Raw genomic sequence first — 26,816 nt, 5'->3', positions numbered from 1 at the left:
CATCCCGCAGCCCATTCGCGCCACAATCCGCCGCCATCACGCCAGCCTGGCCAAAAGGTACAGAAACGCCGTCCTCGTAAAGGTCCCGCGAAGGTCCCGCGACGTCGTCGCAGGAGGGCGGGCGTTTGCGGTTACTCGGTCGTCAGTTCGGGGTCACTTCCTCGTGGGACCTCGCTCTCATCCGGCGTCGCGAGCGCAACCGCAGCCCTTAGACTCCCTCGCGTGACACGCCGCGGGACGGTTGGCAAGATGGCCCGAGCGGTCGGCAAGGTGCGGTAACAGGGAGGAAGCGTCTCGTGAGCAGCAGGCCATCCCGAGGCGCTGCTCGCCTCGCAGCCATACTGGACGCCCTTCCCGACGCGTTGGTGCTGGTCAACGCCAACGGCACGGTCGTCAACGCCAACACCATCGCCCTGGAGGCCTTCGAGACTCCCGGTACCGCTCTGGTGGGGCGCGGGCTGCTCGATCTGCTGCCGCAGTTCGACTCCAAGCTCATCCCCGGCTCCATGCGTCGGCCGGAGCACCTCGATCCGCACGCCCGGACCAAGCCGACCCGGATGATCGCGCGCAGGACGGACGGGACCGAGTTCCCCGTCGAGGTCACCAGTGCGAATCTCGAGAACGGGCAGCAGGCCTACGACGGGTACGGGTACAGCGGTGACGAGCTGCTCATGCTCGTCGTGCGGGACCTGACCGGGACCGTCGACACCGAGGCCGAGCTCGCGCGTTCGCAACGGCAGACCGAGATGATCCTGCGGGCCGCCGCCGAGGGTGTCGTAGGAACCGACACCGACGGGCGGATCGTGCTCGTCAATCCGGCCGCCGCTCAGATACTGGGATTCCGGGCCAGCGATCTCGGCGGGCGCGAACTGCACGACCTCGTGCTGCACTCACGCGCCGACGGCTCGCCCTTCCCGTACGAGGACTCGCCGCTCGCCGACACCCTGCGCTCCGGGCGCAAGCACCGGGTGCGCGGGCAGGTGCTGTACGCCAAGGACGGCGGCAAGGTGCCGGTCGATCTGACGACCGCGCCCGTGCGCGACGGCGACCAGCTCGTCGGCGCCGTGATGACCTTCACCGACCGGCGGCCGTACGACGCCGTCGTCGAGGAGAAGGAGGCGGCCGAGAAGCGCCACGCAGAGGAACTGGAGCGGATCGCCGAGGAGCACGCCTCGGAGCTCACCGCGCTGCGCCAGCAGCACGTCACCGAGATCGAGGAGCTCACCGAGCGGCACGCCGAGGAACTCGGCGCGAACGAGGACCGGTACGCCGCGCTCGGAGAGCGGGAGAAGGACCGGTTCGAGGCGCTCGCCGCCCGGCACGAGCAGCTGCTGACGCTGCTCGGCCGGTCGCTGCGCGGGCCGCTGGAGGAACTGCGCCGCGAGCTGGCCGCGCTGGCCGCCGACGACGCCGGGCAGCTGTGGCCCGAGGCCAACCAGGTGCTGCATCACCTGTCGGCCGGCTATGCGCGCATCACCACACTGATCGACAACGTCCTCGGGTACCAGCGGCTCGACGCAGGCAGCGAGAACGTCTCCCGTACGAAGGTGATGCTGGACGCCGTCGTCGCCGCCGGGGTCGACGGGGCCGTTGAGCTGATCGGGCCCGGGCGGGTGCAGTTCGCCGTGCACGCGCCGCCCATCGAGGCCGAGGTCGATCCCCGGCTGCTCGCGACCGCCCTCGCGCATCTCGTCGCGGATGTGGCGGGCGTCGACGCGACCGGCAACACGCCCGTGTCGGCGGGCGGTTACCTGGACAACACCGTCGTGGTGGCGGCGGCGCAGCGCGGCGAGGTCGTACGCATCGAGGTGCGCGGGCCGTACGCCGGTGGCGACACCGTGCACGAGCCCATCGTGCGCGGGATCGTCCGGGCCCACGGCGGTGTGCTGCAGACGCATGACGTGCCGGGGATGAGCGGGAACGCGTACGTCCTCGAGGTGCCGATCGGGGGCGGGGCCGGGGCTGTTGCCGCCCAGCCGGTGGACGAGTCCGCCGCGGTCGCTCTCGTGGATCCCGGCGAGCAGACGTCCGCAGGCGGGCGGCGCCGGGCGCGGCGGGCCACCACCGATGCCTTCCTGGACGGAGACGTTCCGGGCGGTGAGGGCGACGGGGCCGGTGGTCCCGGAGCCGACGGTGCCGTGCCCACCGGGCGGCGCAGGCGCCGGGCCGCCGGGGAGCAGGCCGCCCTTCCGGCTCAGGCGTCCGGTGAGGGATCCGCGTCCGGCGGTACCGGGCGGCGGCGGCGCGGGGCCGAGGACGCCGGTGCGGGAGACGTCGGGAGCGCTGTCCAGGGTGTCGCCGAGGGGGCCGTGATGACGGCCGCCGAGCACGCGGCGGGGGCCGCCGCCTCGAACACGGGGCTGGGCGGGACCGTGCCGCCGCAGGGTGTGCCCGCGCCGTCCGGGCGGCGGGCCCGGCGTGAACCCGGTGAGCAGGCCGCGCTGCCGCCGGCGCTGCCCGCGCCGTCGTCCGGCGGGGAGGGCGCCGGTCCGGCCGATGCGGCTCAGGGGCAGGCCCAGCAGCCGACCGGGCGCCGGCGCCGTGCGCTGGCCGCCGCCAACGAGCGGGCTGCCGCCGCACAGGAGGCGGCCGGGCCGCGTCCGGTGTTCGCGCTGCCGCCGGCCGAGGCCGACCAGACTCCGCCCCCGGCCCAGGAGGCTCAGGCCGAACAGGGGCAGCAGGTCGCCGACGGTCCCGCGGTCGCGCCGGGTGCGATGCCCGCTCAGGGGCAGGTGCCGGTTCAGGGGCAGGTGCCGGTTCAGGGGCAGGTGCCGGTTCAGGGGCAGGGGGCCGTGGCGGTCCCCGGTGTCACCGCTGCCGGTGACGGGGTGGCCGAGGAGGGGCGGCACGACGCCGTTCCGCACGACCAGTCCGCCGATCACACTCCGCCGCAGCCGCATCCGACCAGTGCGCCGACCGGCCGCCGGCGGCGTGCCGTCGCGGCGCCGCAGCCGGCCGAGGGTGCCGGAGCGCAGGTCCCGGGGAGCGCCGACCAGGTGGGTCCGGTGCCTGCGGGTTCCGTGCCTGTGGGTGCCGCGCCGGCAGCAGGTCCCATGCCTGCGGGTGCTGTGCCCGCCGCTTCCGTGCCTGCCGGTGCCGCGCAGGCCGTTCCCGCGCAAGGTGTTCCCGCGCAGCAGGACGCCACCGGGCAGGTCCCGCAGGGGCAGGCCGCGCCTGCCCAGGGTTCGCCCGTCCAGGCCGGCGCCGCCGCTTCCCCCGTCGCGCCGGGTACGGCCCTGCCGCCGCAGGGCGTGCCGGTTCCCGCGCAGGGGAACACCGTGCACCCGCAGGGCAACGCCGTGCCTGCACAGGGGAACGTCCCTCACGTACAGGCTCCTCAGGGCACCCAGCCGCAGGGTGTCGCCGTGCCCCCGCAGGGCGTGTCCGTCCCCGCTCAGGGCGGGCTCGGGCAGAGTGTGCAGGCGGCTCTCCCGGGGCAGGTCCTGCAGCCTCCGGCCCCGGCCCAGCCCCTGCCGCAGCCGGGCGTCGCCGCACGGGGTCAGCAGTCCTCCGCCGGCCTGCCGCTCCCCGCGGAGGCCGCACCCGGGCAGGGCACCCCGCCCCAGGGCACGCCCGCTCAGGGAGCTCCGGCCCAGGGCACGAACGTCCACGGAATCCCGCCGCAGGGCGGCGGCCCCGCCGCCCAGCCCTGGCCCGCCGCCGACGACACGTCGGGTGCCGGTTCCGCGCACCCCGCGCCCCCGAACGGCACGGCGCCCCGGGCAGCGCAGCAGAACACCCCCGCCCCGGGCACCCCGCTGCCGCAGGAGGGCGCGCCGCGGGCGGCCCAGCCGTTGCCCGCGGAGGCCGCGGCGCCCGTCGACCCGAACTCGACGCAGGGGCGGGCGATCAGCGTGCGGACGCTGGGCCAGGGCGTGCCGTTCAACCGGCAGGCGGCCCAGGTCCAGCAGCCGTCGGCCGTACCGGTCCCCCAGTCCGCCCCGCAGCAGTCGGCGACGCCTCCCCCGCACCAGCCGGGCGGCTCGGGCCGGCGCCGCAAGCTGGGCACGCCGCCCGACCCGGCGACGCGTACGGACCAGGCGGCCCGCCCGGAGCAGGGGCAGCCGCGTCCGGCGGACCAGAAACCCCGCCCGGAGCAGGCCGCGCGCCCGCATCCGGCGGCCGATCACACGCCGCCGCCGGTCGCCGCGCAGGCCTCCGCCCCGGCCGCCGCCCCCGTTCCGGCGCAGCCGTCCCTCGCCGGTCAGTCACGCCTCGCGCAGATGACCGAGGGCGGCGGACGGTCGTACGCCATAGGCGCACCGGACGAGAACGCCGCCGAGGGGCCCGAGCCGCTGGACGGGCCCGGCGGGGCCGTCGAGGTGGCCGATCCGCCCCGGCCGCAGCCGATGGACGACGAGTTGCCGCCGGAGCCGCTGGACAACCCGCGGCGGCTGCTGGTGTGGCCGGCACCGGACGTCAGCACCCAGCAGGCGCTGAGCGACCGGGGCTACCGGCCGGTGATCGTGAACTCGCGCGAGGAGGTCGACGCGCAGATCGCGGCCTTCCCCGCCGCGCTGTTCGTCGACCCGCTGACCGGGCCGATCACGCGTACGGCACTGCAGTCGCTGCGGCAGGCCGCCGTGGCCGCCGAGGTGCCCGTCCTCGTCACGGCCGGGCTCGGGCAGGCCTCACGGGACGCGGCGTACGGTGCCGATCCGGCCGTGCTGCTGAAGGCGCTGGCGCCGCGCGACAGTGAGCAGCATCCGCCGCGGGTCCTGCTGATCGAGGAGCACGCGGAGATCGCGCTGGCGCTGACGGCGACGCTGGAGCGGCGCGGGATGCAGGTCGCGCGGGCCGCGAGTGACGCGGACGCGGTGACCCTGGCGGGGCAGTTCCGGCCGAACCTGGTGGTGATGGACCTGCTCCAGGTGCATCGGCGCCAGGCCGGGATCGTGGACTGGCTGCGGGCGAACGGGCAGCTCAACCGCACCCCGCTCGTCGTCTACACCGCCGCCGTCGACCAGGCCGACCTGCCGCGGCTGGCCTCCGGGGAAACGGTGCTCTTCCTCGCGGAGCGGTCCACCAGTTCCGAGGTGCAGACCAGGATCGTCGAGCTGCTCAGCCGGATCGGCACCAACTAGCGGGTCCTGGCGTGCCGTCCGGCGGTCCTGGCGTGCCGTCCGGCAGGTCCTAGCGTGCCGTCAGCCGGCGCGCCGCCTCCTTCACCGATGCCCGCAGGCGGTCCCGTTCCGGCTCGCCCTCGCCGACCAGGATGCGCCGCATCTGCGGGACGACGGCGGTCCAGTTGGCCAGGGCGGTCAGCAGGAACAGCAGGTCGGCCGCCGGGATCGCGTCCGTGACGGCTCCGCGCCGCTGCCCCTCCCGGAGGGCGGCGACCTTGCGGGCGTAGTGCTCCTGGCGGTCGGACTCGTGGGGCAGTTCGGTGCTGCCGTACTCCAGGCCCTCCCAGAAGAGCAGGCGCAGCAGCTCCGGGTGGGCGGCGTGGTAGTCCATCAGGCGGTCGATCCAGCCCTCGATGTCGTCCGGGTCGACGGGGACGGCCTCGGCGAGGTGGAGCATCTTCTTCTCGAGGACGATCGCGAACAGCTCCGCCTTGTTGCCGAAGTAGGCGTAGATGAGCTGTTTGTTGGCCTTCGCCTCGCCGGCGATGCGGTCGATGCGGGCGCCGGCGATGCCGTGCCGGGCGAACTCGGCGACCGCTGCCTCGAAGATCCGGGCCTTGGTGGCCTCGGGGTCCCTTGCTGCCATGGGGGAGAGGGTAGCGCGCCGGGTAACCAACTGTTTGGTTGACAGGGAATGACGGAGCGGCCCAGACTGTTCTCTCATCAGCCAACCAACCAGTTAGTTGCTAGAGCCGACTCCAAGGAGTCCCCTCCCATGCCGACCACCACCGCCGCCCGGGTCACGGCCCCCGTGCGGCAGACCCGCGAGCCCGCCCCCGGGCTCTTCCTCACCTTGATCGCCGTGTGCAGCGCGGTCACCGCCGCCAACATCTACCTCGCCGCGCCGCTGCTCCCGCTCATGGCCCGCGACTTCGGCTCGGCCCCCTCGGCCATCGCCTGGATCGCCTCGGTCGCCCAGCTCGGCTACGCGGTCGGACTGCTGTTCTTCGCCCCGCTCGGCGACAGTGCGAACCGGCGCCGGCTGGTCGCCGGGCTCACGCTCGTCACCGCTGTCGCGCTGGGTGCCAGCGCGGCCGCCCCGGGCGCCGCCGCCCTCGCGGTCGCGATGTTCGTCGCCTCGGCGGCGACCGTCATCCCCCAGCTGCTCGTCCCGCTGGTCGCCGAGCGGGCCCCCGCCGAGCGGCGCGCCCGTCATGTCGCGGCGGTCATCGCGGGCCTGTTCACCGGCATCGTCGCGGCCCGGGTGCTGGGCGGACTGGCCGGACAGGCCTTCGGCTGGCGGTGGGTGTTCGCGGGAGCGGCCGTGCTCACGCTCGCCCTGGGGCTCGCGACCGCGGTGGTCCTGCCGTCACGGCGGCGCCGGGAAGGCCCGCTGTTCGCGGGGCTCGTCGCACTGCCGTCGGTGCTGCGGAGCTCGCCGGAGCTGTGGCGGGCGTGTGTGCGGCAGGCCGGGATGTTCGGTGCGTGGAGCGCGCTGTGGACCTCGCTGGCCCTGCTGCTGACCGGGCCGGAGTACAGGCTGTCCACCGCGACCGCCGGGCTGTTCGGGCTGTTCGGACTGACGGCGAGTGCGGTGGCGCCGCTGGCCGGCGGGCTCGTGGACCGGTTCGGGGCGGCGCGGGTGGTGCGGTCCGCGTATCTGATCGCCGCCGTGTCCGTGCCGCTGTTCTGGTTGGGCGGCCAGGTGCTGTGGGCGCTGTTCGCCGCCGCGATCGCCGTGCACGCGGCGCTGGTCGCCTCCCACGTGGCCAACCAGACCCTCGCCCTGACCGCGACGTCCACTCCCGCCACGGCCAACACCGCCTATGTGGTCGCCGGTTTCGCGGGCGGCGCCGCCGCTTCGGCCCTCGCGGGGGTTGCCTTCAGTCACTTCGGCTGGGGCGGGGTGTGCGGGGTCGCGGGCGTGTGGCTGGTGCTGGGGTGGGGGTTGAGCTGGTCGCGGCAGTGAGGTGAGGCGGCTGCGCGAGGTGGGTGCGGAGCGCGTCCCGTAACGCCTCGGTCAACCGTTCGGCGAGGTAGCGGAGATCGCCGGGCGGGGCCTCGGTGCAGGCACGCGGAAGCCCCCGGACGTCACCAGGGGCTCCGCGAAGCTCAGCCGGTCAACCGATCAGCCGGTCAGCCGAGGGACGTGACGTCCAGCTCCCCCTGTGCGTACTGCCTGCGCAGCACCTTCTTGTCGAACTTGCCTACGCTCGTCTTCGGGACCGCCGCGATGACCGTCCAGCGCTCGGGGAGCTGCCACTTGGCGATGTGGCCCTCGTCGGCGAGGAAGGCGCGCAGGGTCTCGAAGGTGGCGGTGGAGCCCTCCTTGAGGACGACCGTGGCCAGAGGGCGCTCGCCCCACTTGTCGTCGGGGACGGCGACGACGGCCGCTTCGGCGACGTCCGGGTGGGACATCAGCGCGTTCTCCAGCTCCACCGACGAGATCCATTCACCGCCGGACTTGATGACGTCCTTCGCCCGGTCGGTGAGGGTGAGGTAGCCGTCGGCGGAGATGGTGCCGACGTCGCCCGTCTTGAGCCAGCCGTCCTCGCTGAACTTGTCGGCGGGGCGCAGCGGCTCGGCGCCCGGACCGTTGTAGTAGGCGCCCGCGATCCAGGGGCCGCGCACCTCCAGCTCGCCGGCGGACTCGCCGTCCCAGGGGAGGCGTTCGCCGCCGGGCCCGGTCAGGCGGCCCTCGACGCCGGCCGGGAAGCGGCCCTGGGTGAGGCGGTAGGCGAACTCCTCCTCCGTGCCGACCACACCGGCCGGCGGGCGGGCGATCGTGCCCAGCGGGGACGTCTCCGTCATGCCCCAGGCGTGGCAGACCCGCATGCCCAGCTTGTCGAAGGCCTCCATCAGGGAGGGCGGACAGGCCGAGCCGCCGATGGTGACCTGGCCGAGGGAGGAGACGTCGCGTGGGTTCGCGGTCAGCTCGGCGAGCAGGCCCTGCCAGATGGTGGGGACGGCGGCGGCGTGGGTCGGCCGCTCGCTCTCGATCATCGCGGCGAGCGGGGCCGGCTGGAGGAAGCGGTCCGGCATCAGCATGTTCACGCCGGTCATGAAGGTCGCGTGCGGCAGCCCCCAGGCGTTCACATGGAACTGGGGCACCACGACCAGCGAGGTGTCCTCGTCGGTGAGGCCCATCGACTGGGCCATGTTGACCTGCATGGAGTGCAGGTAGATGGAGCGGTGGCTGTAGACCACGCCCTTGGGGTCGCCGGTGGTGCCGGAGGTGTAGCACATCGCGGCGGCCTGGCGTTCGTCCAGCTCGGGCCAGTCGTACGAGGTCGGCTTGCCGGCGATCAGGTCCTCGTACTCGTGGACGCGGACGGTCGCGCCGGCGAGGAGGGAGCGGTCTCCGGGGCCGGTGACCACCACGTGCTCGACCGGCTTCAGGTGCGGCAGCAGCGGGGCGAGCAGGGGGAGCAGCGAACCGTTGGCGATGATCACACGGTCGGCGGCGTGGTTGACGATCCAGGCCAGCTGCTCGGGCGGGAGGCGGAGGTTCAGGGTGTGGAGGACCGCGCCCATCGACGGGATCGCGAAGTACGCCTCGACATGTTCCGCGTTGTTCCAGGCCAGGGTTGCCACGCGCTCGTCGCCGGTGACGCCGAGGTCCTCGCGCAGCGCGTGGGCCAGTTGGGCCGCGCGGGCGCCGATCTCCGCGAAGGAGCGGCGGTGCGGCTCGTCCTCACTGGTCCAGGTGGTCACCTGCGACGTCCCGTGGATCGTCGACCCGTGGGTCAGGATCCTTGAGATCAGCAGCGGTACGTCCTGCATGGTGCTCAGCACGGCGTCCTCCCGGGGCGACATTGCCTACGCGGTGGTAAAGGTTGCGCTGATTCTGCGCACATACCGCGCGGTATGTCACTAGGACCGGGCGATCGATCACATCACGCCATGCCGGAGGGACAGCTCACAGCCGGGCGGATCGGTGCCTCACTGGCGGACAAGCCCCAGCTCAGCGTCCTCGCGGAGCTTGCCGAGCGCCCGTGAGACGGCCGACTTCACCGTGCCCACCGAAACGCCGAGCACCTCGGCCGTCTGGACCTCGCTGAGGTCCTCGTAGTACCTGAGGACCACCATCGCCCGCTGCCGGGCGGGCAGCCGCATGATCGCCCGCCACATCGCGTCGCGCAGCGCCTGCTGCTCGGCCGGGTCGTCACCGCCGGCCACCGGGTCCGGCTCGGGCATCTCGTCGCAGGCGAACTCGTCGACCTTGCGCTTGCGCCACTGCGAGGTCCGGGTGTTCAGCAGCGCCCGGCGCACATAGCCGTCGAGGGCCCGGTGGTCCTCGATGCGCTCCCAGGCGACGTACGTCTTGGTGAGGGCGGTCTGCAGCAGGTCCTCCGCGTCGCTCGGGTTGCCGGTGAGCGAGCGGGCGGTACGCAGCAGCACCGGCTGGCGGGCCCTGACGTACGACGAGAACGACGGGTACGGAAGGGTCTGCGCCGCTGGTCCGGCCGCCTTCGAAGCGCTCGTGCAGACGAGTGTGGTCATGGCTCAACGCTATGAGCGAGGGCACGGCGAGCGGATCGGCCGCAGGTCCCGAAGCGGTGTCCCCCTCAGGTTGTAGGGGTGGGGGTGACTGCACCTCCTGTAGGTGGAGCGGCGGGTCCGGGCTACTGCGGGTTCACCCCTGGGGGGCCGCTGCGAGTACGAGTCCCGACGTGGGCACGCCCGTCCCGGCCGTCACCAGGACCCGTTCCGCACCGGGCACCTGGTTCACCGCCGTCCCCCTGATCTGCCGGACGGCCTCCGCGATGCCGTTCATGCCGTGCAGGTACGCCTCTCCCAGCTGCCCGCCGTGTGTGTTGAGGGGCAGGTGCTCCCCGGCCACGAAGTCCGCCGCCTCACCGGGGCCGCAGAAACCGAACTCCTCCAGCTGCATCAGCACGAACGGCGTGAAGTGGTCATAGAGGATCCCCACGTCGATGTCGGCCGCCGCGAGCCCCGAGGCGCGCCACAGCTGCCGGGCCACGACCGCGCTCTCGGGCAGGCCGGTGAGGTCGTCGCGGTAGAAGCCGGTCATCTGCTCCTGGCCGCGTCCGGCGCCCTGGGCGGCCGCGGCGATCACGGCGGGCGGGTGGGGCAGGTCGCGGGCCCGTTCGACGGAGGTGACGACGAGGGCCTGGCCGCCGTCCGTCTCCTGGCAGCAGTCCAGCAGCCGCAGGGGTTCGACGATCCAGCGGGAGGCGGCGTGGTCGGCCAGGGTGATGGGCCGGCCGTGGAAGTACGCCGCCGGGTTGGTCGCCGCGTACTTCCGGTCGACGACCGCCACGTGCCCGAACGCCTCCGGGGTCAGCCCGTAGGTGTGGAGGTAGCGCTGGGCCGCCATCGCCACCCATGAGGCCGGGGTGAGCAGGCCGAACGGCAGCGACCAGCCGAGGGCGGCACCCTCCGCCGAGGGCTCCCGGTGCCGCACCCCGGAGCCGAAACGGCGGCCCGAGCGCTCGTTGAACGCCCGGTAGCAGACGACCACGTCCGCCACTCCCGCGGCGATCGCCAGGGCCGCCTGCTGGACGGTGGCGCAGGCCGCGCCGCCGCCGTAGTGGATGCGGGAGAAGAAGGAGAGCTCCCCGATGCCCGCGGCCTGCGCGACGGTGATCTCGGGGCTGGTGTCCATGGTGAAGGTGACCATCCCGTCGACGTCGGCCGGTGTCAGCCCCGCGTCCGCGAGGGCCGCGCGCACCGCCTCGACGGCGAGGCGCAGTTCGCTGCGGCCCGAGTCCTTGGAGAACTCGGTGGCCCCGATGCCGGCGATGGCCGCTCGCCCGCCGAGAAGGTCCCGCCCCGTCGGGCTCATGCCGTGATCCTCACCGTCACCGTGCCCGTGACGTGCTTGCCGAGGCCGTTCGCGCCGACGACCCGGACGGTCGCCGTGTCGCCGTCGACCTCCTCGACCGTGCCCGTGAGCACCATCGTGTCGCCTGGGTGGTTGGGCACGCCGAGCCGGATGGCGACCCGGCGCAGCTCCGCCCGCGGGCCGAAGTGGTCGGTGATGTAGCGGCCGACCAGGCCGTTGGTCGTCAGGATGTTCATGAAGATGTCGGGGGAGCCCTTCTGCCGGGCGAGCTCCGGGTCGTGGTGGACGTCCTGGTAGTCGCGGGACGCGATCGCCCCGGCGACGATCAGGGTGCGGGTGACGGGGATCCGAAGGGGCGGGAGGCGGTCGCCGGCGCGTGGCGTCTTCACGGCGTCACCCCCTGGAAGACGGGCAGCACGAGCTCCTCGTCGTAGCGCCGGAACTCCAGCCGCACCGGCATGCCGATCCGCACCTTGTCGTACGGCACGCCGACCACGTTGCTGACGATCCGCACGCCCTCGGCGAGCTCGATCAGCCCGACCGCGCAGGGAGGCTCGAAGGCCGGGAAGGGCGGGTGGTGCAGGACGACGTACGAATAGACCGTGCCCTCGCCGCTCGCCTCGACGGTGTCCCAGTCCGGGGAGCCGCACGCGTTGCAGCCCGGCAGCCAGGGGAAACGCAAGGTGCCGCAGGCGGTGCAGCGCTGGATGAGGAGCTCGTGGCGGGCCACGCCCTCCCAGAAGCCGGCGTTGTCGCGGTTGACGACGGGGCGGGGGCGGCGTTCCACCGGTCGCGAAGACCGGTGTGCGGGGGCGTACTTGAGGATGCGGAAGCGGTGGGTGCCGGCGAGTTCGCCGCCCGCGCGGATGTCCGTGCGGGTCGTGACGAAGTAGCCCGCCCCGAGTTTCGTGGTCTTGCGGCCGGACACCGACTCGATCACGGAGTCGAAGGTGATCTCGTCGCCCGGGCGCAGGGGGCGCAGGTACTCCTGGTCGCAGTCGGTGGCGACGACCGCGTCGTGGCCCGACTCGTCGAGCAGGGTGAGGAGTTCGTCGTAGGCGGCGGTGCGTTCCGGACGGCGGGTGAGGCCGGCCATGGTCCATGCCTGGAGCATGGTGGGCGGGGCGATGGCGTCCGGTCCCGTGTACGCGGGACTGGTGTCACCCATGGCCTCGCACCAGTGCCTGATCATCGGCTCGTTGACGGGGTCGCGGCCGACCCCGGTGGCGGCGGCCGGCCGGCCCTCGTAGGCCTTCAGGCGCGCCTCGAACTCCTCGTGGACCTCCGGCTCACCACTCACGATTTCTGACTGTCCGTCAGATCCGACGTCCCGTCAAGACCCCGCAGACCCGGAAAACGCCTGGGCGGCGGTACCGGAGTACCGCCGCTCAGACGCTTGTCACCCCACGAAGTACACCCCCACGACACCGGGCCGATGCCGCCGCACCGGCCCGGTCAGCTCACCGCCACAGCGGGGAGAAGCTGACGGCGGTGTCGGCGTTGCCCTGGTTGACGGCCGTGAACTCCGAGCCGTTGACCTGGGCGGTGTTGCTCTGGTTCGAGGCGCCGTCACCGACGGCCTGCTGCTGGGTGGTGGCCGAGTTGCCGAAGTTGTCGCCGCCGACGCCGCTGCCGAGGATGCCCTGCTCGGCCTCCGCGGCGGACGCGATGGATCCGTTGTCCGCGAAGGCGCCATTGTCCGCCGTCGCGACACCGGTGAAGAGGGCGGCTGCGAGCGGAAGGGCGGAGACGGCCGCGAGGACGCGGGCGGTACGGATACGTGCCATGTTTCTTGTCCCTCCAGGACTGATCGGACCGAGGACGCACCGGCTCATGCCGTGTGTGCCTGAACCACTGCTGTCACCAGGGAAGTTGGCCGACCGCCCCGGTGCGGTACTCGACGTCGCGAGTCCAGAGTTGCCCACCGAATCCCCGGCGAACCCCACCGGAAGCCGCTATTCGCACGCAAGCATGAGGACAAGGCGATAAACCCCTATGCGTCACTCTCGTACCGAATGGGAGCAGAAGGGGGCGTTCGAACCCGCGCGCCGCAAGGGACGAAGCGTTCCCGCACATCTCCCACCCGCCGCCCGCCCCCGGCGCGTCACACTCGCCCCCCCTTTCCTTTTTCGAACGTACGTACGAAACTAGAGTCATGGCCACCACCGACCGGCAGGCCACGACGCTGGCCCTCGCACACGCCCTGTCAGCCGCCGAACGCGGACTGGCCGTCATCCCCCTGTCCCGCTCCAAGCTCCCGGCCCTGCGCTCCCCGCACCGCGACGACCCCGCCCCCTCCCCCTGCCACGGCGCGTGCGGCCGCCCCGGGCACGGGGTCTACGACGCCTCCAGCGACCCGGACCGCATCCGCGAACTGTTCGCCGCCGCGCCCCGGGCGACCGGCTACGGCATCGCCTGCGGACTGCCCCCGCACCATCTGATCGGCCTCGACCTGGACGTGAAGACCGGCACGGACTCCACGGCCGCCCTGCGCGAACTGGCACTGCGGCACCTGTTCACGATCCCGCCGACGGTGGTCGTGGTGACCCCGTCCGGCGGCCGGCACCTGTGGCTCAGCGGCCCGCCCGAGGTCGTCGTCCCCAACTCGGCGGGCCGGCTCGCCCCCGGCATCGACATCCGGGGCGCGGGCGGCTACCTGGTCGGCCCCGGCTCCCGCACGGACCAGGGCGTGTACGCCGCCGCCCCGGGCACCGCGCACCTGGCCCCCGCCCCCTGCCCGCGCTCCCTCCTGCGGCTGCTCCTCCCGCCGCCCCGCGCCCACCACCTCGCGCCCACGGCGGCCGGCGGGCACGGCCAGGGCCTGGTCCAGTTCGTCCTGGCCGCGCACGAGGGCCAGCGCAACACCCGCCTGTTCTGGGCGGCCTGCCGGGCCTACGAGGACGGCATCGGCCCGGCGCTGGTGGACCCCCTGGTCGTCGCGGCCCTGGGCACCGGCCTGTCCGAACGGGAGGCCCGGGCGACCATCGCGTCGGCGGCACGGATGACGGGGCACCGGCCCTGAGCAAGGCCCCGCCCATGACCACCACCGAAAGACCTCGATGCAACACCACGCAAGAACGCCGGCCTTGGCGCTCGCCCGCCTCGTCCTGGCCTCCGGCCGCCCGGTGGATCTCGCCGAACTGCGGTTGTCGTCGACGTACGGCGACCTTCAGGACGGTTATCCCTGCAAGCCGCTGAACGACCTGCGGATCCGGGACCTGCTGCACACCGCCGAGCGGTCCCGCCCGGGCACGCCGGTGCACCTCGTCCCACCGCGGCGCGAGTACCCCGACCAGTACGCGGGGGGCCTCGGGCCGGTCGAGGTGCTGCCCGCCGTGGCCTGCCTCGGCACGTTCCACTCGGCGGCCCTGGACCCGGCCCGCGACCCGGTCGCCTACCGCTCGCGCCTGACGGTCGTCTGGTTCCAGTCGACGCCCCGCCTGCCGTCGGGCTGCGACGCCGAGCCCGCGCTGCGGGACCTAGACTGGGCGGTACTGGCCCGGGACGCCCCGGCGCCCCCGTAGGGTCGTCCGATGAGCGCCTCCCGTACGGAACTGCCGCGCTGGCAGTTCGAGTTGACCTGGTCGCTGTTCGAGTACCACCTGGAGCGGCTGGAGCCCGAGGACTTCCTCTGGGAGCCCGTGGCGCACTGCTGGACGATGCGCCGGGACCCCGACGGCACCTGGATCCCGGACTGGGCGGACACCGAACCCGACCCGGTCCCCGTCCCCACCGTCGCGTGGGTGAGCTGGCACATCGGATGGTGGTGGAGCGTCGCCCTCGACCACGCGCGGGGCCGCCCGCCCCGCGACCGCGCCGAGATCGTCTGGCCCGGCGAGGGCGCCCCGGCGATCGAGTGGCTGCGGGGCCTGCGCACACAGTGGCTCACGGTCCTGGACGACCTCACCGACCAGGATCTGGACGCCACGGCCCCGTTCCCCTGGCCGGACGATCCCCGGCACACCGTCGCGCACATGGTGGCCTGGGTGAACGCGGAGCTGATGAAGAACGCGAGCGAGATCGGCCAACTGCGGCTGCTCCGGGCGGCGGCCTGACCGGCCGGGACCGCGGGTCCCGCAGGTCCCCGGCTTCCGGGGCGCGGGCGCCCGGTGCGTGGCATCGTGAAGGTATGAGCGTCGACGTTCGGCCGGCCACGGACTTCGAGGACGTCCGTGCCGTGCTCGGGCCGAAGTCACCCGGAGCGAGCGTCTGCTGGTGCCTGAGCCACCGGATCCCCTCCCGGCTCAACAGCGAACTGCGCGGCCCGGCCCGCGGCGAGTACGTCGCCGGGCTGTGCCGCGCGGAGCCACCCCCGGGCGTGCTCGCCTACGACGGTGACGAACCGGTCGGCTGGGCCGCCGTCGCCCCGCGCGCGGACACCTCCTTCGCCCGCAACCGCAAGATCCCGCACCTCGACGATCTTCCGGTGTGGTCGCTCTGGTGCGTCCGGGTGCGCCCCGGGCACCGCAGGCAGGGCGTCTCGCACGCTCTCATCGCCGGCGCGGTCGAGTTCGCCCGCGACCGGGGCGCCCCGGCGATCGAGGCCTACCCCCTGGACAACGGCGACGCCAAGGTCGATCTGACGATGGCGTACGCGGGCCTGCGGAAGAACTTCGAACGCGCCGGCTTCGCCCACGCTGCGGACACGGCCTCGGTCCTGGCCGGCCATCCCCGGATTCTGATGCGCCTCGACCTGGGCTGAAAAAAGGCCCGACCGCTGGCGACGGGGGATGCACCAGCGGTCGAGCTATGGCCAAGGGTAACAAGCGCTTGCGCACCGCGAGCCGACCGACCGCCAGGAAAGCCCCGGCTGTGACTCGTATCACTCAACTGCCGTGATTGCCGGGCTTGTTGGCCCAGACGGCCTCGTCAGCCGCCGCACGGCGGATCGTAGGAGAGCCGGGGCAGGTACTCCCGCCAGGTGTCCGGCGTCAGCACGCCCCGGGTCATCGAGCAGATGCGGCGGACGGCCGTGTCGACGTCGAGATCCCAGAGCCGGATGGTGTCCGCGCCACTGGAGACCCCCAGCATGTGACTGTTCGGGCTGAACGCCAGGAACGTGCCGGTCTTGGCGTTGGGGCTCATCGACTGGCCGATCGCGGTGGCGTGCGAGGGGTCGGCGACGTTCCACAGCCGGACAGTGCTGTCGTTGCCGCCGCTGGCCAGGGTGCGCCCGTCCCGGCTGAACGTCAGCGAGACGACCGCCTCCGTGTGGCCCGTGAGCCGCGCCTGCTGGGAGGCCTCGGCGGGGTCCGCGGTGTCCCAGAGGCGGACCGAGTTGTCGTCGCCGGCGCTGGCCAGCGTGCGGCCGTCGCGGCTGTAGGCGAGCGCGTTGACCGCTCCGAGGTGACCCCGCAGAGGCGCTCCGGTCAGGGTCACCCGGCCGGGGTCGGTCACGTCCCACAGCCGGATCGTGCCGTCCGCGCTGCCGCTGGCGAGGGTCCGGCCGTCCGGGCTGAACACCAGGTGATTGACGTAGCCCTTGTGACCGGTGAGGGGGGCACCGAGCGGGCGCGGGCGGGCCGGGTCGCCGATGTCCCACAGCTGGACGGTGCGGTCGTCGTAGGCGGTGGCCAGGACCCGCCCGTCCGGGCTGAAGGCCAGCGGGTCGGCGTACCGGATGCGCAGGGACGCGGGAGAGCCGTGGCGGACCGGGCGTTCGGGTTCGCCGAGGTTCCACAGTTCCACCGTCCGGTCGCCCGTCACGACCGCGAGGGTGCGGCCGTCCGGCGAGAACTCCAGGGAGCTCACGTCGCCCTTGCCCGGGCGGAACGGCTCGCCCATGAGCACCGGCCTGCCGGGCGTCCGCACGTCCCACAGCCGTATCCGCCCGTCGCGCGCCGCCGTCGCGAGCAGCCGCCCGTCCGGCCGGAACACCCCGGTCCGGCCGGTCATGTCCGACGTCGGCAGCGACCACAGGCGGACCTTGTTGTCGCCCGCCCCGGTGGCGAGGGTGCGCCCGTCGGGGCTGAAGCCGAGCGCGTACATCTCGCCGCTGCTGCCCGCGAGGGGCCCGCCGACCTGCGAGGGATACTCCGGGTCGCTGACCTTCCACAGGCTCGCGGTGCTGTCCGCGCTGGCCGCGGCGAGCATGTTCCCGTCGGGACTGAAGGCCACGGACCAGACCGGCCCGGTATGGCCGGTGAGCGGCGCGCCGATCGCGGCCGGGCGGCCCGGACCGGCCATGTCCCACAGGCGTACGGTGCCGTCCGCGCTGCCGCCGGCGAGCGTGCGGCCGTCGGGGCTGAAGGCCACGGAGTGCACGGTGGCGGTGTGGCCGGTCAGCGGAGTCCCGGCCGGCTCCGGGCGCCCCGGCTCGGACACGTTCCACAGCCGGATCGTGCCGTCGTCGCCCCCCGCGGCCAGCGTCCGGCCGTCCGGGCCGAACGCCACCGACCGCACGGCGGCCGTGTGCCCGGTCAGGGGCTCGCCCAGGGGCTTGGCGCGCTCGGGGTCGGCGACGTCCCACAGCCGTACGGTGCGATCGTCGCCCGCGGAGGCCAGCGTGCGTCCGTCCGGGCTGAAGGCGATCAGGTAGATCGTGCCGTCATGGCCGGTCAGGGGCGCGCCGAGCGACTTCGGGCGCGCGGGGTCGGTGACGTCCCACAGCCGGATCGTGCCGTCGTCGGAAGCGCTGGCGAGCGTCCGGCCGTCCGGGCTGAAGACCGCGCTGCTCACCCAGCTCGTGTGACCGGTGAGGGGCTTGCCCAGGGGCTTGGGGCGCTTGGGGTCGGCGACGTCCCACAGCCGTACGGTCCGGTCGTAGCTGGCGGTGGCCAGGACGCGTCCGTCGGGGCTGAAGGTCGTGAGGTAGACGGCGCCCGCGTGGCCGGTGAGGGGCCTGGAGAGCGGGGCGTTCACGATGGAGATCAGGCGGCTGTTCGCGCCCTCGTCGTCCGGCCGCAGCCCGTGCGCCACCAGGTCGAGCTGGGCGGACAGCGACGGATCGGTGTCCTGCACACGGTCGGACTGGGCGAGCACCTGCTGGAAGACGGCTTCGTCCCGCTGCTTCCAGGCGACGACGGCCGACCCGGCGGCCAGCACCGCCAGCACGACCAGCGCCGCCACCGCGCCCCGGCTGATCCAGATGATCCGCCGGCGCAGCCGGACCGACGCGGCCAGGAGCTCCACCGCGCTGCGGGTCAGGAACGGGTCCCCGGCCGAGCTCGCCCAGCCGTGGGCCTGTTCCAGCCGGGAGCCCCGGTAGAGCAGTGAGGTGTCGCGGTTCGACTCCTCCCAGGCCCGGCCGTCCTCCTCCAGGCGCTGGCGCAGCAGATTGCCCTGCCGGTCCTCGTCGATCCAGTCGCGCAGCCGCGGCCAGGCGTGCAGCAGCGCCTCGTGGGTGATCTCCACGGTCTCCGCGTCGAGCGTCACCAGCCGGGCGCGGACCAGCGCTTCGAGGGACTCCTCCGTCTTGCCGGGGTCGGCCGACTCGCCGGCCAGTTGCCGCCGGGTCCCGCGGCGGCGCGTGGCGCGGGTGTCCTCGCCCAGCCGGACCAGTCGGAGCAGGAGCAGCCGGGCCGCCGTGCGCGCGGCCGGATCGAGGCCGGTCCAGGCCCGTTCCGCGGTCGCCGCGACCGCGCCCTGGATGCCGCCGGCCGCGCGGTAGCCGGCCAGCGTGAGCCGGCCCGCCTTCCTGCGCTGCCAGGTGGCGAGCAGGGCGTGCGAGAGGAGCGGCAGCACGCCGGCGTCGTGCTCCCCCACAGCCCGGAAGGCGTGGGAGGGACCCTCACCGCGCGGACCGTCGGCACTGACCTCCCGGACGATCAGCTCCGCGAGTCCCGGTTCCAGCTCCAGGCCGACGGCCTTGGCCGGGCCGGTCACCGCCTCGCGCAGCTCCGCGGTGGTCAGCGGCCCGAGCACCATGTGCCGGTGCTGGAGCGCGTCGGCCAGCTCGGGGTATCTCAGGCAGCGGTCGTAGAAGTCGGCGCGTATGCCCAGCACCACGATCGCCGGGGCCGGTTCGCCGGGGCCGGCGGGCGAGCAGGCGGCGTGCAGGACCTCGATGAAGGTGCGCCGGTCCGCCTCGTCGGGACAGAGGGTGAACGTCTCCTCGAACTGGTCCACGATGACGACCGGGCGGGCCCCGGCGGGCGCGTCGCGCCGGGCCCAGGCGGCGACGGCGGCGCGCACGGCGTCGGTGAAGGCCGGAGCTCCGGGCTCCGGGGCCGGCCGCCCGCCGTGCTCCCCCGCTACCGGTCGCCCTGCGGGCGAGGGCCCGGGCCCTCCTGCGGGGGAGGCACCGGGTCCGCCTGCGGGGGAGGCGTCTGATCCGCCTGCGGGGGGAGCGTCGTCTGATCCGCCTGCCGGAGAGGCACCAGAGCCGCCCGCCGGGGAGGCACTGGTCCCGCCCGCCGGGGACTCGCCGGACCCGCCCGCCGGGGGAGCGCCGGATCCGCCCGCCGGAGAGGCACCGGAACCCCCCGCCGAAGGAGCGCCGGATCCACCTGCCGGAGAAGCACCGGACCCGCCCGCCTCCGGCCCGGGTGAGGCTCCCCCGGCCGAGGTCGGATCCGGGGTCGGGGTCGGAGCCGGGCCCGGGACGACGGGCGCCAGCTCGGGGATGTACCGGCGTAGCTCCGCCAGCGGATCACTCCCCGGTACGAGTTGCACGACCTCTCGCGCCCGGCCGCTCTCGTCACCGTCGTCGCCGCCCAGCGCGCCGTCCCGCAGAGCGGGTACCAGACCGGCGTTCAGCAGCGAGGACTTCCCCGCTCCCGACGCGCCCACGAGCATGACCATGCCGCCCGTCCCCGCGACGGCCCCGAGCTGGGTGACGAGCGCGCCCGTGCTCCGCTCCCGGCCGAAGAACCACCGGGCGTCCTCCCGGCGGTAGGAGGCAAGACCCCGGTACGGGCACACCCCGCCGGACGCGGTCTCGTCCGCGGGCCGTTCCTCGGCATCGGACGCCGTAGGACGCTCGCCGACCGGGTCGGCCACCGCGCGTTCCCACAGTCGCTGCCACTTACCGAGGTCGTACAGGCCGGGGGAGACCGGCGTGGGCCGCGAGCGCCGCGCCTCGGGGATCAGCACGTGCAGCACGGCCGCGAGGGCGGGGAACTGGGCCGGTACGTTCCGGGCCCGCCGCCAGTCGCTGATGCGCTGGGCCGACACCCGCACGGGCCGCCCGCGTTCGTCGACCCGCTGGAGCCGGACGACCGCCTCGGACACCCGCTTGAGAGGAGGGTTGCCGGCTTCCTTGTACAGCAGTGCGAGGCGTTCCGCGAAGGCGGTGCGTGCCCCCGAGTCGGAACTCAAAGTCTCAGCTCCTCACTTCCACGCCTGGACGTCCGGACCGGAAAACTCACTCTATATGGCTGACCTGCGGTAATACCGTCCGCCGGACGCCGGAACCTCCCCCTCCACGGCCAGGAATGACAGGATCCGGACGCAGCAGCGCACCCATTCCGGTCAGCTTCCGTCCAAGCCGGACGACGGCAGCTCCACCGTTCGGTACCGGTCCCCACGAGGGGAGGGACCGGTGCCGGACGACGTGGTGATCCTCCCCAGCGGGCCCCGCCCGACACCCCCGGCGGGCCGCGCCCTTCGCCTCCGGCGGACCGTTCTCCACGACCCTGGCCGATCGTGCTCTCCGACCCTGCCGGACCGTGCTCTCCGACCCTGGATAACTGACGACCCGTCAGCTATGGTCGGCCTGCCGTACCGCTTCCGAGCGATGTGCAGGGGTGAGCGCAGTGGAGTCACGTCCCGAGAGCCCACGACCGCAGGGTGCTCCCCGCTGGGTCGCGATGTTCTACCGGCCGGCCGCGGGCTCCTGGCGGACGGCCGCGCAGTCGCCCCACCGTTCGCCCGTGCTGTACGCCCTGGGCGAGATGACCCGGGCCGTGCGGGCGCGGGGCGACGAGGTGACCGTCGCCCTGTGGGGGCCGAAGAACGGCGCGTGGCACCGGTTCGACACCCCGCTGAAGCAGACTGCCGTATCTGTGCCGGACCCTGAGCCCTCCCCCGGCGAACCGGCCGTGCTGGCGGAACGGATGACCGGCCGCCGCCACCAGGTCCTCATGGCCGGCCTGACCAAGGCGGGCCTCCACGACCTCTCCCCCGAGGACGACACGGCCGTCCAGACCCTGGTCGAACGGCTCGACGAGGCCGCCGTGCGCCGGGTCGCCCACTGGCTGACCACCGCCGGGGGCGCGCGGTAGCCGGACCGGTTCAGCGGGCGGCGCGCTGGGCAGTCAACTCCCGACGGCCACCGGCTCCCGAGGCCGTCAGGAGGGGGACAAAGCAGCATGAAGGTCTCTGTCGACCGCGATCTCTGCTACGGCTCCGCCGAGTGCGCCCACCGGGCGCCGGCGGTCTTCGCGTTCGTCGACGGCTTCGGGGTCGTCCGCCCGGGCCGCGAACAGGCGGGGGAGGATCCGGAGATCCTGGAGGCGGTGGAGAAGTGCCCGAGCCAGGCGATCAGCATCACCGAGGCGCCGCGGTCGGCGCCTGACCGGCCGTAGCGAGGGCCGATGCCGCCACCGAGCCTGCTCGCGGTCTTCGCCCACCCCGATGACGAGTCCCTGTCGGCGGGCGGCGTCCTCGCCCGCCACGCCTGCGCGGGCGCGCGCACGGCCGTCGTCACGGCGACCTGGTCGGCGGAGACCCCGCGCGCCGCGGAACTGGCCGAGGCGCTCCACGTCCTGGGCGCGGGCCCGCCACGCATGCTCGGATACGCGGACTCCCGGGTCCCGCAGTCGGCCCCGGGCAGACCGCGCTGGTGCGACGCCCCGCTGGACGAGGCGGTGCGGGAACTGGTCGCGCACATACGGGACTTCCACCCGGAGGTCGTCGTCACCCACGACGCCTACGGCGGCCTGACCGGCCACGAGGACCATGTGCACACCCACCGCGTGACCACGCTCGCGGTCCACGCCGCCGGCCTGGAACGCCTCTGCCCGGACTCCGGAGAACCGTGGCAGCCGAGCGCCCTGTACCTGGCCACGCACCCGCACTCGGCCCTCCGGGCATGGGGCGGGCACCTGGCCTTCACGGGCAAAGCGATGCGCACGGTCCCCGACGAACGCGTCACCGCCACCGTCGACGTCACCCCCTGGCTGGACCGGAAGATCGCGGCGGTCCTGGCCCACCGCACGGAGGTGATGCGGGGAGCCGCGCCCGGCCTCATCGCCGCCCTCCCCGTGCCCGAGCGGGAACGGCTGCTCGGCACGGAGTGGTACACCCGCCACGGCCTGGCTCCGACGGCCCCGGCGCAGACCGGGCTGCTCTCATAGAGCGGCCGGGGCACCCCACCGGAGCCGGGACAACGCCCTGGCCCTGGCCTCCACGACGGCCACCCGCACCTCCCGCTCGGCCCGGTCCGCATGCGCCGCCTGCCCGGTCATCTGCCCGTCCCACTTCCGGTACAGCAGGCCCACCTCGCCCGAGAACCATCCGCGGCTCACGGCGTTCAGCGCGAGCAGCAGCCCCGTGTCCTCCGACGCGGGCAGTGCCATCCATCCGCCCAGGGCGAGCAGCAACTCCCGCCGCACGAACAGCGAGGCGGGATGCACCTGCGCGAGAAAGCCGTTCGCCTTCCAGTGCGCGAGCACGGCTCCGCGCTCGATCGGCCCCTCGTCCGGATCGCCCGGAAAGCCGGCCGTCGACCCGTCGGGCATGAGGTCGAGCACCCGCGACGTGGCCCACCCGAGGTCCGGATCCCCCTCCAGCACGGCGAGATCCCGCGCGAGCACGCCCGGCGCCAACCGGTCGTCGGCATCGAGGACCTTCACGTACGACCCGTCCGCATGGGCCAGCGCCATGGTCCTCGCGACACCGGGCCCCCCGGCCCGCCCCTGCCGGAACGTCACGCGGGCGTCCCTGGGCACATGCGGCCTGACGCCTTCGCTCTCCCCGTCCTCCTGCACGACCCAGTGCCACTCCCAGCCCCCGGGAAGCCGCTGCGCGCACAACGACGCGTAGGCCTCCGGCAGAAACCGGGCATGGGGACCGTGTACGGCGGTGACGACGACGATGCACCGACTCACGGCGACGCTCACCCACCCTTCTCCGACCGGCACGCTCTGGTGATCGTAGTGCTCAGGGCGAGGGCGTATCCGGCTCGCCGCCCAGCTCCAGGACGAGGTGATAGCCACCGGCCAGATCGACACCGGTCCGCTCACGGAGCAGCTTGACCGCGGCGATCTGCTGACCGCCGTCGAGCAGCGCGGTCAGCTCCACGACCAGCGCGGCATCGAGCCGGCGCAGGGCGTCCAGCGCCTGGGCGCTGCTCGTGGGCAACGCGTGCCCGCCGGCCAGCAACTCCACGGCCTCCCGGGCCGGGCCCCGCTTGAGCCAGGAGCCCCTGCGCAGTCTCCGGGCAGCCTTGCCCGTACGGCCGTCCGCGGCCAGCGCCCTCGCCTCGTCCTGGGCTTCCTGCCCGACGGGGGTGATGAGCGCGGCCGTTCGCGCCTTGGTGTTCATCATGAACACTCCTTCGTCGTGGTGGCTCAGGGCTGAAGACGGCGGAGATCCGGCCGCCGTTGCCCCAAGCAGGCCCCAAGCAGAAGGGGTGCCCCTCGACGAGGGGCACCCCTTCTGCCGTGCGACATCCATGACCTGCGCGGAGGCGGTGGGATTTGAACCCACGGTGACATCGCTGCCACCGCTCCTATCGATGCTGCGGTGCCCCCGACGAAGCCGGGGGCACCGACCTGTCAATCCTGGTCCAGCACAACGTCATCGTCGTCCACGTCAGTGTTGTTCAGGACGCTGGGGTTGTTCAGGACGCTGGGGTTGTTCAGAGCGCTCGGGTTGTTCAGAACGCTCGGGTTGTTCAGAACGCTAGTAGTGTTGTCCAGTTTGATGGGAATCAGAGCGAAGATATTATCGTCGGCGATTGCCGGGGATCCAAGGGCAGCAACAAGAGCCCCTGATGCGATCAGCACACTGACACTTCGACGCATTTCTGTCTCCTTGGCGTGGGTGGACTCCGATGGAATCGGTGAAGGCATGGCAGTCTCATGCTTCCCCCGCCAAGGAGGATTATCATCCTTATCACCCGAATACCCGAGAAAAATCGTGCGGCCCCATCCGCCAAAAGGAGGAGTGGCCCCCTGCTTGGCCCGCCTAGGACCGCACGCCGACAGGGTCGAAGAAGCAGTCCGCGTAGCCTGGCGGGTCTGTGTGCCGCCGTTGCCGTCACCCCCGAATGAGCGGTCAGCCTCGGCTGCCCTCGACAAGGCTTCGGGGATTGACGCTTCGCTCTCGCAGTGCCCCCGCCCCCCAGCACGACTACGGCGCGCGACGGAATCGATGGCGATCCGCCGCGCGCCGTTTGGTCCACTGGCTTGCCGATCTCTACGCCAGAAGCCAGGCAATCCCTACCAGGCACATGGCCAGGTCAGCTAGTGCCCAGACCACGACGGGATGTCCGCCCAGCCGTGGCTGTCGTGCCCGTCGTGCTTCTTGCCCCCGTCGTGGTGGCCGTGCTCATCGTGCTTCTTGCCCCCGTCATGGTGGCCGTGCTCATCGTGCTTCTTGCCCCCGTCATGGTGGCCGTGCTCATCGTGCTTCTTGCCCCCGTCATGGTGGCCGTGCCCATCGTGCTCCTTGCCCCCGTGGCCGCCGTCCGTGGGAGTGCCGGTGGGAGTGCCGGTAGGAGTGCCCGTCGGAGTCCCCGTCGGAGTGCCGGTAGGCGTCCCCGTGGGAGTGCCGGTAGGAGTCCCCGTCGGAGTGCCGGTAGGAGTCCCCGTCGGAGTGCCCGTGGGAGTCCCCGTGGGAGTGCCCGTGGGAGTGCCCGTGGGAGTGCCGGTAGGAGTGCCCGTGGGAGTGCCGGTAGGAGTCCCCGTCGGAGTGCCCGTCGGAGTGCCCGTCGGAGTGCCCGTCGGAGTGCCGGTCGGAGTGCCCGTGGGAGTGCCCGTCGGAGTGCCCGTGGGGCTGGTCCCGCACTCACCCTGGAAGATCGTGTTGGTGTCCAGATTCACGGCGCCGTTGCGGGCCAGCAGCCGGCCGTTGACGGTCGTATTCGTGTTGGCAGTGATCGTGGTCAAGGCCAGGACGTTGCCCACGAAGCTGGTGCCGGTACCGAGAGTGGCCGAGCTGCCGATCTGCCAGTACACGTTGCACGGGTTGGCGCCATTGGTGAAAAGCACCCGGCTTGCGGACGCCGTCGTCAGCGTCGAACCGACCTGGAACACCCAGACCGCGTTGGGGTTGCCCTGGCCGTTCAGGGTGAGGGTGCCGGTGAGCTGGGCACTGACGGGGATCTTGTAGACGCCCGGAACCAGCGTCTGGCCGCCGAGCTCAACGGGGTCTCCGGTGTACGTGACGTCCGGCGCCTGCCCGGCGGCCTGGTTGTACGCCGTGGTCAGATCGTTCTGGGCCTGGAGAGCGACGGCGTCACCAGCGTGGATGGTTCCGGGCGGCAGCACTGCGCCGGGCGGGAACCCCACGACCGCGGTGCCCGGGCTCACCCCGACGTTACGCTCGACCGTCGTCGGGCCGGTGTTGGTGACTGTCGAACCCGCCAGTACTCCGAAATTGCCTGCCGTACCCAGAGGCACGGGCGTGGCAACGGCTTCAGCGCGTGTCGGCGACATCGCGATCACAGCAGCGGCGATCACCGCGGTTACTACCGCAGTGATCCAAAGCGACATGGAACGCCATCGTGACGCACCAGGGATGTTCAGTGTCATCGAGGGGCCAATTCCTGTGAGGGGTGATGCCTACATCGGCGGTTCTAACAGCGGCATATTATTCGGGGAAGCGATCGATTCACGGTTCGCCTCAAGGACCTTCGCTGGAATTGACCAACCAATCGCGAAATGCTTAATAATGCTTAATGGGCCGGATGGCGCTCACTGCCCTGCTCCGGACGGGCCACTGGGAAACGTCACCAAAAATCGCAACTCCCCAGCGTGCCCGACACGGGGGCGAAGGTGCTTCACGACCTCGAATCCTGCGAAAAGTGCGCCGGCAGCCGTTCTCACCTATTTGGGCGGCTACCCATAAAGCTCGGGGTCGGAGACAAGGAGCATCGGCGGCCATGGGCTGCCTTGAGTTCAGGTGTCTCCCTGGCCCAAATACGCCTCACTCGGGCCGTTTCCGTGGGTGTGCGAAGCGGGGGAGTTCTTCGTACAGCAGGCGGCCGACCAGCGCCCCGCCGAAGACGACGACGCCGACACCGACCAGCCAGGACTGGATGACCAGGACGGTTCCGACGGGTCCGTAGGTGACGGCGTTGGACGCGATCAACGGTGAGAAGACCAGCCTGGAGAAGACCCTCAGGCCGAGCAGCCCGATCACGGTGGCCACGGCGCCGGGCAGCAGGGCACGCCAGCGGATTCTCCCGCCAAGCAGCAGGCGCTGGGACCACCACAGGAACAGCACGGCACTCAGCGACGCCACGGCCCCACCCGCCAGAGGTTCGCGCCGCAGCGTGGTGGTGGCGGAGAGGTAGAGGTATCCGGTGAGGACGCCGAGCCACACCACATGCCGCCATCGGGCCCACCAGCGGGCCGGGGGCAGGTCCCAGACCTTCTCATAGCCGGTCTGCACCGCCGCCCCGAAGGTCAGGCCGAACACGGCAAGGGCGGCGATACCGAAGGCGGTGGTGGTCCGCAGGGCCTGGCCGGGCCGGATGAACAACTGCTCGACCTGCCGCCTGGAGGCCGTCGACACACCGAGCCCTTCCCCCAGCCACTGCGCGAACCCCCGCCCGTGCTCGGCGTCGGCAGCGGAGACGATGATCAGCAGCGGCACCAGCGTGAGGAACCCCAGCGCCGCGAAGCCCAGCGAACGCGACCACAGCTCGGTATCCCTGCTCCGCCGCCATCCCCGCCCGACTGGCGAGCGGCTGATCACGCGGTGCAGCCGCCCGAACCGAGACGAACGGTCCGCGTCACCGGGAGGCTTTATCGGCATGCCTGCCGACTACCACGTTCGAAACCCTTGCCACGCGAGGGCGCGACGCGAAGATTCGCGGATAGCCTGAACAA

The 26,816-nt window shown here is 72.8% G+C and carries 22 protein-coding genes; 9 read left to right on the top strand and 13 right to left on the bottom strand.

The genetic code is table 11. The features are described 5' to 3' along the window. The first annotated feature begins 296 nt into the window (after positions 1–296). Entirely contained in the window at positions 297–5,084 is a 4,788-nt protein-coding gene (locus tag IO24_RS0121345) for a response regulator (protein ID WP_078899445.1), read from the top strand. 49 nt (positions 5,085–5,133) lie between these two features. Here IO24_RS0121345 and IO24_RS0121340 read toward each other — a convergent pair whose 3' ends face one another. Next, entirely contained in the window at positions 5,134–5,712 is a 579-nt protein-coding gene (locus IO24_RS0121340) for a TetR/AcrR family transcriptional regulator (RefSeq protein ID WP_031137765.1), read from the bottom strand. A 129-nt stretch (positions 5,713–5,841) separates the two neighbouring features. On the opposite strand from IO24_RS0121340, the gene IO24_RS0121335 reads away from it, so the two are divergent. Beyond that, positions 5,842–7,035 (top strand): MFS transporter, encoded by a 1,194-nt coding sequence (locus IO24_RS0121335; RefSeq protein ID WP_031137764.1) that lies wholly within the window; start codon positions 5,842–5,844, stop codon positions 7,033–7,035. Between the two features lie 167 nt (positions 7,036–7,202). On the opposite strand, the gene IO24_RS0121330 is transcribed toward IO24_RS0121335, so the two are convergent. From IO24_RS0121330 to IO24_RS0121305, 6 genes are all read right to left on the bottom strand, one after another. Further along, a complete protein-coding gene (locus tag IO24_RS0121330; protein WP_031137763.1) occupies positions 7,203–8,882 on the bottom strand; it encodes a long-chain fatty acid--CoA ligase in 1,680 nt (559 codons plus the stop codon). Between the two features lie 126 nt (positions 8,883–9,008). Beyond that, positions 9,009–9,569 carry a SigE family RNA polymerase sigma factor gene (locus IO24_RS0121325; RefSeq protein WP_031137762.1) on the bottom strand — a complete coding sequence of 187 codons (561 nt, stop codon included), beginning with the start codon at positions 9,567–9,569 and terminating at the stop codon, positions 9,009–9,011. Positions 9,570–9,702: 133 nt separating this feature from the next. Further along, positions 9,703–10,875: a lipid-transfer protein gene (locus tag IO24_RS0121320; protein WP_031137761.1), complete on the bottom strand. Its 1,173-nt coding sequence runs from the start codon at positions 10,873–10,875 to the stop codon at positions 9,703–9,705. Next, a complete protein-coding gene (locus IO24_RS0121315) occupies positions 10,872–11,264 on the bottom strand; it encodes a MaoC family dehydratase (protein WP_031137760.1) in 393 nt (130 codons plus the stop codon). The genes IO24_RS0121320 and IO24_RS0121315 overlap by 4 nt, the downstream gene beginning before the upstream one ends. After that, positions 11,261–12,175 carry a bifunctional MaoC family dehydratase N-terminal/OB-fold nucleic acid binding domain-containing protein gene (locus IO24_RS0121310; protein ID WP_031137759.1) on the bottom strand — a complete coding sequence of 305 codons (915 nt, stop codon included), beginning with the start codon at positions 12,173–12,175 and terminating at the stop codon, positions 11,261–11,263. Before IO24_RS0121310 ends, IO24_RS0121315 begins: the two co-directional genes overlap by 4 nt. 160 nt (positions 12,176–12,335) lie before the next feature. Further along, positions 12,336–12,662 carry a hypothetical protein gene (locus IO24_RS0121305; protein ID WP_031137758.1) on the bottom strand — a complete coding sequence of 109 codons (327 nt, stop codon included), beginning with the start codon at positions 12,660–12,662 and terminating at the stop codon, positions 12,336–12,338. A gap of 368 nt (positions 12,663–13,030) precedes the next feature. Here IO24_RS0121305 and IO24_RS0121300 point away from each other — a divergent pair, with 368 nt between their 5' ends. The 4 genes from IO24_RS0121300 to IO24_RS0121285 all read left to right on the top strand — a co-directional run bounded on the left by IO24_RS0121300 (position 13,031) and on the right by IO24_RS0121285 (position 15,577). Beyond that, a complete protein-coding gene (locus IO24_RS0121300; protein WP_031137757.1) occupies positions 13,031–13,897 on the top strand; it encodes a bifunctional DNA primase/polymerase in 867 nt (288 codons plus the stop codon). Positions 13,898–13,934: 37 nt separating this feature from the next. Continuing rightward, positions 13,935–14,399, top strand: coding sequence for a hypothetical protein (locus IO24_RS0121295; protein WP_031137756.1), 465 nt, complete (start codon positions 13,935–13,937; stop codon positions 14,397–14,399). Positions 14,400–14,408: 9 nt separating this feature from the next. Beyond that, on the top strand, positions 14,409–14,930 hold the full coding sequence (locus tag IO24_RS0121290; protein WP_031137755.1) for a DinB family protein: 522 nt from the start codon (positions 14,409–14,411) through the stop codon (positions 14,928–14,930). A gap of 74 nt (positions 14,931–15,004) precedes the next feature. Next, a complete protein-coding gene (locus IO24_RS0121285; protein ID WP_031137754.1) occupies positions 15,005–15,577 on the top strand; it encodes a GNAT family N-acetyltransferase in 573 nt (190 codons plus the stop codon). A gap of 167 nt (positions 15,578–15,744) precedes the next feature. Here the strand turns inward: IO24_RS0121285 and IO24_RS0121280 are convergent, their stop codons facing one another. Further along, positions 15,745–20,133, bottom strand: a complete 4,389-nt coding sequence (locus IO24_RS0121280; protein WP_031137753.1) for an NACHT and WD repeat domain-containing protein — start codon at positions 20,131–20,133, stop codon at positions 15,745–15,747. 437 nt (positions 20,134–20,570) lie between these two features. On the opposite strand from IO24_RS0121280, the gene IO24_RS0121275 reads away from it, so the two are divergent. The 3 genes from IO24_RS0121275 to IO24_RS0121265 all read left to right on the top strand — a co-directional run bounded on the left by IO24_RS0121275 (position 20,571) and on the right by IO24_RS0121265 (position 22,112). Further along, positions 20,571–21,038, top strand: coding sequence for a hypothetical protein (locus tag IO24_RS0121275; protein WP_037668101.1), 468 nt, complete (start codon positions 20,571–20,573; stop codon positions 21,036–21,038). An 87-nt stretch (positions 21,039–21,125) separates the two neighbouring features. Continuing rightward, positions 21,126–21,341, top strand: coding sequence for a ferredoxin (locus IO24_RS0121270; protein ID WP_031137751.1), 216 nt, complete (start codon positions 21,126–21,128; stop codon positions 21,339–21,341). Between the two features lie 9 nt (positions 21,342–21,350). Beyond that, on the top strand, positions 21,351–22,112 hold the full coding sequence (locus IO24_RS0121265) for a PIG-L deacetylase family protein (protein WP_031137750.1): 762 nt from the start codon (positions 21,351–21,353) through the stop codon (positions 22,110–22,112). On the opposite strand, the gene IO24_RS0121260 is transcribed toward IO24_RS0121265, so the two are convergent. The 5 genes from IO24_RS0121260 to IO24_RS0121245 form a co-directional block, all read right to left on the bottom strand. Beyond that, positions 22,107–22,877, bottom strand: a complete 771-nt coding sequence (locus tag IO24_RS0121260) for a glycosyltransferase family 2 protein (protein WP_234335313.1) — start codon at positions 22,875–22,877, stop codon at positions 22,107–22,109. The genes IO24_RS0121265 and IO24_RS0121260 overlap by 6 nt on opposite strands. A 40-nt stretch (positions 22,878–22,917) precedes the next feature. Continuing rightward, on the bottom strand, positions 22,918–23,304 hold the full coding sequence (locus IO24_RS0121255; RefSeq protein ID WP_031137748.1) for a hypothetical protein: 387 nt from the start codon (positions 23,302–23,304) through the stop codon (positions 22,918–22,920). A 230-nt stretch (positions 23,305–23,534) separates the two neighbouring features. Next, on the bottom strand, positions 23,535–23,783 hold the full coding sequence (locus IO24_RS45255) for a hypothetical protein (protein ID WP_167551629.1): 249 nt from the start codon (positions 23,781–23,783) through the stop codon (positions 23,535–23,537). 441 nt (positions 23,784–24,224) lie between these two features. Continuing rightward, the gene (locus IO24_RS0121250; protein ID WP_420823236.1) at positions 24,225–25,418 is read right to left on the bottom strand and encodes an ice-binding family protein; all 1,194 of its coding nucleotides are present in this window, start codon (positions 25,416–25,418) and stop codon (positions 24,225–24,227) included. A 490-nt stretch (positions 25,419–25,908) separates the two neighbouring features. After that, a complete protein-coding gene (locus IO24_RS0121245) occupies positions 25,909–26,742 on the bottom strand; it encodes a YihY/virulence factor BrkB family protein (RefSeq protein ID WP_031137746.1) in 834 nt (277 codons plus the stop codon). Between the last annotated feature and the right edge of the window lie 74 nt (positions 26,743–26,816).

Source organism: Streptomyces flavovariabilis (assembly GCF_000725785.1).
Taxonomy (GTDB): domain Bacteria; phylum Actinomycetota; class Actinomycetes; order Streptomycetales; family Streptomycetaceae; genus Streptomyces; species Streptomyces hawaiiensis.
This window is presented reverse-complemented; position numbering and strand designations above follow the sequence as displayed.

What these genes read in the sequence shown, in the direction of transcription:
- IO24_RS0121340 (WP_031137765.1), bottom strand. Translation starts at nt 5,712, where the DNA reads ATGGCAGCAAGGGACCCCGAGGCCACCAAGGCCCGGATCTTCGAGGCA.
- IO24_RS0121335 (WP_031137764.1), top strand. Translation starts at nt 5,842, where the DNA reads ATGCCGACCACCACCGCCGCCCGGGTCACGGCCCCCGTGCGGCAGACC.
- IO24_RS0121330 (WP_031137763.1), bottom strand. Translation starts at nt 8,882, where the DNA reads ATGTCGCCCCGGGAGGACGCCGTGCTGAGCACCATGCAGGACGTACCG.
- IO24_RS0121325 (WP_031137762.1), bottom strand. Translation starts at nt 9,569, where the DNA reads ATGACCACACTCGTCTGCACGAGCGCTTCGAAGGCGGCCGGACCAGCG.
- IO24_RS0121320 (WP_031137761.1), bottom strand. Translation starts at nt 10,875, where the DNA reads ATGAGCCCGACGGGGCGGGACCTTCTCGGCGGGCGAGCGGCCATCGCC.
- IO24_RS0121305 (WP_031137758.1), bottom strand. Translation starts at nt 12,662, where the DNA reads ATGGCACGTATCCGTACCGCCCGCGTCCTCGCGGCCGTCTCCGCCCTT.
- IO24_RS0121300 (WP_031137757.1), top strand. Translation starts at nt 13,031, where the DNA reads ATGGCCACCACCGACCGGCAGGCCACGACGCTGGCCCTCGCACACGCC.
- IO24_RS0121295 (WP_031137756.1), top strand. Translation starts at nt 13,935, where the DNA reads ATGCAACACCACGCAAGAACGCCGGCCTTGGCGCTCGCCCGCCTCGTC.
- IO24_RS0121290 (WP_031137755.1), top strand. Translation starts at nt 14,409, where the DNA reads ATGAGCGCCTCCCGTACGGAACTGCCGCGCTGGCAGTTCGAGTTGACC.
- IO24_RS0121285 (WP_031137754.1), top strand. Translation starts at nt 15,005, where the DNA reads ATGAGCGTCGACGTTCGGCCGGCCACGGACTTCGAGGACGTCCGTGCC.
- IO24_RS0121270 (WP_031137751.1), top strand. Translation starts at nt 21,126, where the DNA reads ATGAAGGTCTCTGTCGACCGCGATCTCTGCTACGGCTCCGCCGAGTGC.
- IO24_RS0121265 (WP_031137750.1), top strand. Translation starts at nt 21,351, where the DNA reads ATGCCGCCACCGAGCCTGCTCGCGGTCTTCGCCCACCCCGATGACGAG.
- IO24_RS0121255 (WP_031137748.1), bottom strand. Translation starts at nt 23,304, where the DNA reads ATGATGAACACCAAGGCGCGAACGGCCGCGCTCATCACCCCCGTCGGG.
- IO24_RS45255 (WP_167551629.1), bottom strand. Translation starts at nt 23,783, where the DNA reads ATGCGTCGAAGTGTCAGTGTGCTGATCGCATCAGGGGCTCTTGTTGCT.
- IO24_RS0121250 (WP_420823236.1), bottom strand. Translation starts at nt 25,418, where the DNA reads ATGTCGCCGACACGCGCTGAAGCCGTTGCCACGCCCGTGCCTCTGGGT.
- IO24_RS0121245 (WP_031137746.1), bottom strand. Translation starts at nt 26,742, where the DNA reads ATGCCGATAAAGCCTCCCGGTGACGCGGACCGTTCGTCTCGGTTCGGG.